General features: G+C 66.3%; 4 protein-coding genes. 3 read left to right on the plus strand and 1 reads right to left on the minus strand.

What is annotated here, in order from left to right; all coding sequences use genetic code 11:
- A partial coding sequence (locus tag VH969_RS08145) for a choice-of-anchor Z repeating domain-containing protein (RefSeq protein ID WP_331972868.1) occupies nucleotides 1-1,480 on the plus strand: 1,480 nt, incomplete at its 5' end.
- Between the two features lie 296 nt (nucleotides 1,481-1,776).
- Nucleotides 1,777-4,659, plus strand: coding sequence for an S-layer homology domain-containing protein (locus VH969_RS08150; RefSeq protein WP_331972870.1), 2,883 nt, complete (start codon nucleotides 1,777-1,779; stop codon nucleotides 4,657-4,659).
- Between the two features lie 342 nt (nucleotides 4,660-5,001).
- On the opposite strand, the gene VH969_RS08155 is transcribed toward VH969_RS08150, so the two are convergent.
- Nucleotides 5,002-5,517: a hypothetical protein gene (locus tag VH969_RS08155; RefSeq protein ID WP_331972872.1), complete on the minus strand. Its 516-nt coding sequence runs from the start codon at nucleotides 5,515-5,517 to the stop codon at nucleotides 5,002-5,004.
- 12 nt (nucleotides 5,518-5,529) lie between these two features.
- Between VH969_RS08155 and VH969_RS08160 the strand changes: the two genes are divergently transcribed.
- The coding region (locus VH969_RS08160) for a carboxypeptidase regulatory-like domain-containing protein (protein ID WP_331972874.1) at nucleotides 5,530-8,555 on the plus strand (3,026 nt) is incomplete at its 3' end.

Raw genomic sequence — 8,555 nt, forward strand, 5'->3', positions numbered from 1 at the left:
CCCGAACAACGCCCAGAACCTGAACGTGCTCCTCGGCAAGATTCTGCGGATCGACATCGACAGCGCCGGCGCGGTTCCGTGCGGGCAGTCGACGTCGATGCCGTACGGGATTCCGGTGACCAACCCCTTCGTGGGCGTCAGCGGGTGCGACGAGATCTGGGCCTACGGCGTTCGCAATCCGTGGCGCTTCTCCTTCGACCGTTCGACCTTCGACCTGCTGATCGGCGACGTCGGACAGGAGCTCTACGAAGAGATCGACTTCCAGCCGTCGTCGAGCTCGGGTGGCGAGAACTACGGCTGGCACAAGATGGAAGGCTTGCACTGCTACAACCCGCCGAACAACTGTGACGACGGCTCGCTGACGCTGCCGATCCTCGAGGAGACTCACGCGGCCGGCTGGTGCGCGATCGTCGGGGGATTTCGGTATCGCGGCTCCGCGATCCCAGGCCTGGCCGGCTTCTACGTCTACGGCGACCTCTGCCTCGGAGAGCTCTGGGCCGCAAGCGAGTCCGGCGGGACGTGGAGCACGCAGAGGCTCCTCGATCCGGGCCTCACCATCTCGAGCTTCGGCCAGGACGAGGCGGGGGAGCTGTACGTCGCCGACCTGAACGGCGCGGTCTATCGATTGGAACCGATCAGCAACCCGACTCCGACGATCACGAGCGTCAACCCCGACGTCGTCATCGCCGGCGACCCCGCCTTCACCCTGGATGTCTTCGGCTCGGGCTTCGTCGACGGCTCGACGGTTCAGTGGAATGGCTCCGACCGGCCGACGACCTACCTGAGCGGGACGCACCTGACCGCCACGATCTCGGCCTCGGACGTGGCCGCGGCGGGCATTCAATCGGTGACCGTGTTCAACCCGCTCCCCGGCGGCGGCACCTCGGCCGGCGAGCGCTTCGACGTCAACCAGACCTTCCTGGACGTGCCGACCGACTATTTCGCGGCCCTCCAGATCCAGGCGATCTTCAACGCCGGCGTCACCGCCGGGTGCGACGTCCGTCTGTTCTGCCCCGTGCGCACCACGACCCGCGCGGAGATGGCGGTCTTCCTGTTGAAGTCCCTGCTGGGACCCCTCTACATGCCGCCGGCCTGCACGCCTCCGGGCGTCTTCGCCGACGTCCCGTGCCCGGGTCTGTATACGGACTGGATCGAGGACGTCAAGACGCGCGGGATCACGGCGGGGTGCGGCGACGGCACGATCTACTGCCCGGACGCCAACGTCCTCCGGCAGGAGATGGCGGTCTTTCTCCTCAAGACGAGCCAGGGCTCGGGCTACGTCCCGCCGGCCTGCACCGAGCCGCCCGTCTTCGCGGACGTCGCCTGCCCGAGCCAGTACGCGGACTGGATCCAGGACCTCAAGACCCGAGGCATCACGGCGGGCTGCGGGGATGGAACCAACTTCTGCCCGGGAGATCCCGTTCTGCGCGCGGAGATGGCGGCTTTCCTGACGATCACGTTCAACCTGCCGCTTCCCTGAGGCGGCCGGCGGGGCCGCCGGCCCTCGAGGCTTTCTTAAAACGGGGCGCTGCGGCGCCCCGTTTGCACATGTTCTTGTGCATCGCGGCCCGCCCGGTCGAAAGGCCAGTTTTCCAGTTGACCCCCACAGTCCTCCGGTGATCTAGTTTCTCCACCCTTAGCGTTTCTTAATTTTTTGGAGGTCTTATGCGTGGGAGTCGGGCAAGGAGTCTGTGCACTCTTGCGGTCGTCGTGCTCGCTGCGCTCGTCCTCGGAGTTTCGAGCGCATCAGCGCAAACGTCCATCGTCAATGGCGTCGTGAAGGATGGGTCAGGCGGGGGCTTCCCGCTCTACGCGAAGATCGTCGTCACCGGCCCCGATTACGCGGCCACGATCTTCAACGATCCGCTGAGCGGGTACTACTCGATCGGTGTCCCGGATGGCGCGACGTATCACTTCGTGGTGACGTCGCAGATTCCGGGCTACAACACCGGCGTCGCGGATGTCCCGGTGAACGTGCCCGAGATCGTCAACGATCCGCCGGGGATCGTGGCCAACTTCGACCTGAAGGTCGACTCGGGCCTCTGCATCGCGCCGGGCTACACTCCGGGCGAGCCCATTCCGGTCTGGTCGGAGTCCTTCGACGGCGGTGAGCTGCCCGAGGGCTGGTCCGTCGTCGACAACACCGGCGGCGGCGGCTGGGGCATCGTGAACGACTTCGCGCCCTGCAACGAGCTGCCGCCCGGCACCAACCCGACGGGCGGCTCCGGAGCGTTCGCGCTGATCAACAGCGACTGCGCCGGGTTCGTGTCCCTCGACACGGAGCTGCGGACGGCGTCGATCGACCTGTCCGCCTGGGACGGCGCGATCCTCTCGTTCAACCAGGACTACTTCAACCTGGGCGACACGGCGGACGTGGACGTGAGCACCGACGGCGGCAAGACGTGGAACAACGCGCTGAGCCAGACGGCGAGCGACCGCGGACCGACGTCGATCTCGGCGGTGCTGCCGGGAGTCGGCGGCCAGGCCAACGTGACGGTTCGGTTCCACTACTACAACGCGTTCTTCGCGTGGTGGTGGGCGGTCGACGACGTCGCGGTGAGCGGCGCGGTCTGCAACCCGGGCGAGAGCGGCCTCGTGGTCGGCAAGGTCCTCGACACGAATACGGGCAGCGGCCTGAACGGCGCGACCGTCAAGAACATGCCGGACGGCAATTCCGGAACCACGCACGCGGTTCCGGAGGATCCCGCGATGGGCGACGGCTTCTATTCGCTGGCGGCCGGAAGCGGACCGCAGCCCTTCCAGGCTTCGAAGACCGGCTACCAGTCGGCGCAGCTGAACATTCCGGTGATTCCGAACAGCACCGTGCGCCTCGACTTCTCGCTGGCGTCGGGCTGGCTGACGGCGGACCCGTCGGTCATGAATTCCAAGATTCTTCCGGGGACGACGGACACCCAGACGCTGAACATCTCGAATGCGGGCTCGGCGGACGGAAGCTTCGAGATCCTCGAGGGCAAGGGACCGCTGACCGCCAAGGGCGTCAAGCACGTCGCGAGCCTGACCGATCGCCGGTCGGCCCAGAAGCGCATTCCGGCGGACAAGATCAATGCGAAGACCGCCAAGAATCTGCCGGCGAACCCCCACCCGCCCAAGCCCGGCTACCGCATCCCGCAGGGCGCCGGTCCGGGAGAGGTCATCTCGAGCTTCGACACGGGTCTGGGAATCGGATGGGGCGTCAGCTTCGACACCAGCCGCGTCTGGATCAGCAACCCGTCCTACATCGGTCCCGGCGACGACATGAACCACAGCTTCACCCCGGACGGCACGGACACGGGCGCGACGATCGCGATCGGCGGCGCCGGGCTGTGGATGGGTGACGAGGCCTTCGACACGGCGACGGGGATGCTGTGGGGCGTCAACGTCGGCGGCGACGACTGCATCTCGGAGATGGACCCGAACAACCTGGTGTTGACGGGCAACGAGATCTGCGGCTCGCCGTGGACGAACATCTCGCAGCGCGGTCTGGCGTACGACGCCGTCAACGACGGCTTCTTCATCGGCGGCTGGAACGAATTCACCGTCTACCACATCGACAACACCGGAGCGGTGCTCGACTCGCAGTTCGTGGGCCTGGGCATCTCGGGCCTGGCCTTCTTCCCGGACACCGGCCACCTCTTCGTGCAGGTGAGCGACCCGGTGGACTTCTCGATCCACATCCTGGACGTCAACAACGGGTACAACGAGGTCGGCAGCTTCAACGTCTCCGACGGGGCCTTCGATGACCACGGCGGAGCGGGCATGGACAGCGATTGCGACGGAAACCTGCTGATCCTCAACCAGTTCCAGCAGAAGCTGTTCATCGTGGCTTCGGGCGAGAGCGGCAGCTGCAGCTCGGACATCCCGTGGGTCAGCGAGGATCCGACGGAGGGCACGGTTCCGGCGGCTGGCGGCGCGAGGCACGTGGCCGGCGGCGGCGGATCCAACCCCTTCCCGGTGGCCGTGACCTTCGACTCGGCGAACCTGCTGCCGGGTCTGCGTCAGGCGCACCTCGGATTCAAGACGGACACGCCGAATCCGATGGCGGGCGTGGGCCTCAACTTCACGGTCCGGTTCATGGACGTTCTCGAGGACAACCCGCCGGGGACGGACACCTTCGAGCCCTACATCTACGCGGCGGCCGGGGCGAACATCATGCACGGCTGCTCGTTCTTCAACTTCTGCCCGCACGACAACGTGACGCGCGCCGACATGGCCGGGTACATCTTCCGGTCGGTGCACGGACCGTTCACGCCTCCGCCGGTCTACACGGGGATCTTCGGAGACGTGTTCTTCGGGGACTACAACGCGGACTACATCCAGGGCGTGTATGACGACGGGATCACGGCGGGCTGCCAGGCGGACCCGCTGCTCTACTGCCCGGACCAGAGCATTCCGAGAGGTCAGATGGCGGTCTTCATCGAGAAGGGCCTGAAGGGGGCGGACTACATTCCGGCGCCCTGCTCGGGCATCTTCACCGACGTCGCATGCCCGCCGACCCCGAGCGATCCGTACGGCGACTGGGTCGAGCTGCTGTTCAACGACGGCATCACGACGGGTTGCCAGGTCAACCCGGCCAAGTTCTGCCCGCTGACCCCGATTCCCAACGAGCAGATGGCCGTCTTCATCGTGAAGGCCTGGGGGTTCCCGGTCGTCCTTCCCTAGAATCGGTTCCGGTTGCGATTCGGATGGGCGCGGCTTCGGCCGCGCCCATTTTTTTGATCAGCGTCGCCCGGAACGGACGCCAGCCGGCGGGCCGCCCGCCGCTCGACGGCGTCTCCAACTTTCTCTTGACACCCCCCGACCTCGGGTATTGAATTTCCCGCAGTTCCCGTTTCGAACCCTGGTCGAGTCACGGCGCGTTTCGTTTATTTTTCAAAACGGAGGTCCGCCATGCAATCGCGCTTGGCGAATGGGCTCCTTGCCGTCACCGTCTCGGTGTTCGCGTCTGTCTCCCTCCTCGGTTCCTCCCCGCTCCTGGCCGCCGAGAAATCCACTCCGAAAAGCTCACCGTCGCCGCCGACGGTGATGCACGCGCTCAAACACGACACGTCGGGTCCGCTGCGCCTCGCGCACCCGCCGACGAAGCCGTTCACGGGAGCCGGGCACGAGGCGGCCCGCAACGAGGGCCCGAGACTGCGCGGCACCGAGCACAAGGGCGTCGATCCGGTCGTGCAGCGCCACTTCGGCAGCAGCCAGCCGACTCCGATGCTCAACTTCGACGGCGGGACCGCCGCGGAAATGGGCCCGTTCTTCGGATTCGAGGTGGCGCCTCCCGACACCGAGGGCGCCGTCGGCTCGACGCAGTACTTCCAGTTCGTCAACTCGGTCTTCCACATCTACGACAAGACCACGGGAAACAATCTCGTGGGACCGCTGCCGGGCACCGCGATCTTCGAGGGGTTCGGCGGCTTCTGCGAGAACGAGGACGTCACGGATCCGGTCGTCAAGTACGACCACATCGCGAACCGCTGGCTGGCGACCTACCTGGCCTTCGACATCTTCGTGCAGAACGAGTTCCACATGTGCCTCGCCGTGTCGACGACCGACGACGCGACGGGCTCGTACAACCGCTACGACTTTCCGTACGCGTTTGACATCCCGGACTATCCGAAGTTCGGCGTCTGGCCCGACGCGTACTACATGACGACGGACCAGTTCCCGGGCGGGTCCTTCAGCAACTCGCGGGTCACCGCCTTCGACCGCAATGCCATGCTCGCGGGTACCGACGCGACGAGTATCGCCTTCGACATGGATCCCAATCAGTTCGCGCCGCTGCCGGGCGACCTCGACGGCCTCACTCCTCCACCGGCCGGAGCTCCGAATCCGGTCGTGGCGACGGCGCATCCCAACTGGGACGGCAATCCGACGCCCGGACTTCACTTCTGGTACTTCCACGTCGATTTCGAGACGCCCGGCAACTCCACCTTCGTCGGGCCGTACGACACGACGACTCCCGACTTCAATCCCGTGATGTGCGGCTTCAGCCGCAATTGCATCCCGCAGCTGAACGGCGAGGGGCTGGACGCGATTTCCGGCCGCACGATGTTCCGCGCGGCCTATCGCAATTTCGGCGACCACGAGGCGATGACGATCGCCCAGACCGTCAACGTCGCGGAGAGCGGCGATCAGGCCGGCGTCCGCTGGACCGAGGTGCGCGACATCTTCGCGCCCATCTCGACCGTGCACATCGGGCAGGGCGGCAATCCCGCCGGACCGTCGCTCTTCCAGTCCGGCACCTACTCGCCGGATTCCATGAATCGCTGGATGCCGGCGATCGCCATGGACAACAACGGCAACATGGCCCTCGGCTACAGCATCTCGGACGCGACGATCGATCCCGCGATCGGCATCACGGGACGCTTCGCGGCGGACCCGGCCGGCACCATGGGCGACGAAGACGTGATGTTCTCCGGCACGGGGAGCCAGCAGAACACCTTCAACCGCTGGGGCGACTACAGCGACGTGGAGATCGACCCCATCGACGGCTGCACCTTCTGGTACACCAACCAGTACTACTCGGCCGACGGCTCGTTCGACTGGCGGACCCGCATCGGGTCGTTCCAGTTCCCGGGCTGCGGCAGCGCGGCCGGCACCCTCGAGGGTGACGTCGTGGATACGAGCAAGAATCCGATTGAGAACGCCACCGTCACGGCGAACTCGTTCTCGACGAGCACGGACGCCGCGGGTCACTACCACTTCACGCTCCCGGTCGGCACCTACGACATGACCGCGTCGAAGTTCGGCTACACGCCGGATTCCGCCAGCGGCGTCGAGGTGACGGACGGCGGCGACACGATCCAGAACTTCACGCTGACGCCGAACTTGAACCTGGTCGTCAACGGCGTCGTGAAGGACGGCTCGGGTGCGGGCTGGCCGCTGTACGCCCGGATCGACATCACCGGTCCGGAGGGCTTCCCGGGCGCGACGCTCTACACGGATCCGAAGCTCGGCTACTACTCGATCACCCTGGCCGCGGGCTTCACCTATCACTTCGTGGTGACCTCGCAGATTCCGGGGTACAACGTTCTCTCGCAGGACGTCAACGTCCCGGTTCCGGTGCTTCAACTCCCGGACGATCCACCGGGCTTCGTGGCGAACTTCAGTCTGACGGTGGATGCGGGTGTCTGCACCGCGCCGGGCTACACCCCCGGGCCGCCGACGCCCCTGATGAGCGAGTCCTTCGACGGCGGGACGCTGCCGCCGGGCTGGTCGGTGGTCGACAACACCGGCTCGGGCGGCTGGGGCATCGTGAACGACTTCGCGCCCTGCAACGAGCTGCCGCCCGGCACCAACCCGACCGGCGGCTCCGGAGCGTTCGCGCTGATCAACAGCGACTGCGCCGGGTTCGTGTCCCTCGACACGGAGCTGAGGACGGCGTCGATCGACGTGTCGGCCTTCGGCGGCGCGATCATCGCCTTCAACCAGGACTACTTCAACCTGGGCGATACGGCGGACGTGGACGTGAGCACCGACGGCGGCACGACGTGGAACAACGCGCTGCGCCAGACGGCGAGCGACCGCGGACCGACGTCGATCTCTGCGGTGCTTCCGAACACGGGAGGCCAGGCCAACGTGACGGTTCGGTTCCACTACTACAACGCGTTCTTCGCGTGGTGGTGGGCGGTCGACGACATCGTGGTGAGCGGAGCGACCTGCCTGCCGGGCGCCGGTGGACTGGTGGTCGGCACGGTCAGCGACGCGAACAACGGAAGCGGCCTCAACGGCGCGACCGTGAAGAACATGCCGGACGGCGACTCCACGACGACGCACGCGGTGCCGGACGATCCCAACGTGGGCGACGGCTTCTACGCCCTCTCGGCGGGAAGCGGTCCGCAGCCGTTCGAGGCTTCGAAGAAGGGCTACCAGTCCGCACAGCTGAACATTCCGGTGATTCCGAACAGCACCGTGCGTCTGGACTTCTCGCTGGCCGCCGGCTGGCTGTCGGCGGATCCGTCGGTCATGAATTCCAAGATCCTTCCGGGGACGACGGACACCCAGACGCTGAACATCACCAACGCGGGTTCGGCCGACGGAACCTTCGAGATTCTGGAAGGCAAGGGACCGTTGACGCTCAAGCACGGGCCCTTTGCGTCTCTCAACGACCGCCGTGCGGCCCAGAAGCGCATTCCGGCGGATAAGATCAACGCGAAGACCGCGAAGAACCTGCCGGCGAACCCCCACCCGCCCAAGCGCGGGTACCACTTCCCGCAGGGCGGAGCGGGCACGGTGATTTCGAGCTTCCCGACCAATCTGGGAATCGGCTGGGGCGTCAGCTTCGACACGAGCCGCGTCTGGATCAGCAACCCGAGCTACATCGGTCCCGGAGACGACCAGAATCACGCCTTCGCCGAGGATGGAACCGCGACCGGCGACACGATCGCGATCGGCGGCGCCGGGCTGTGGATGGGTGACGAGGCCTACGACACGGCGACGGGGATGCTGTGGGGCGTCAACGTCGGCGGCGACGACTGCATCTCGGAGATGGACCCGAACAACCTGGTGTTGACGGGCAACGAGATCTGCGGCTCGCCGTGGACGAACATCTCGCAGCGCGGTCT

The sequence above is a fragment of the Actinophytocola sp. genome, from assembly GCF_036555685.1.
GTDB lineage: Bacteria > Actinomycetota > Actinomycetes > Mycobacteriales > Pseudonocardiaceae > Actinophytocola.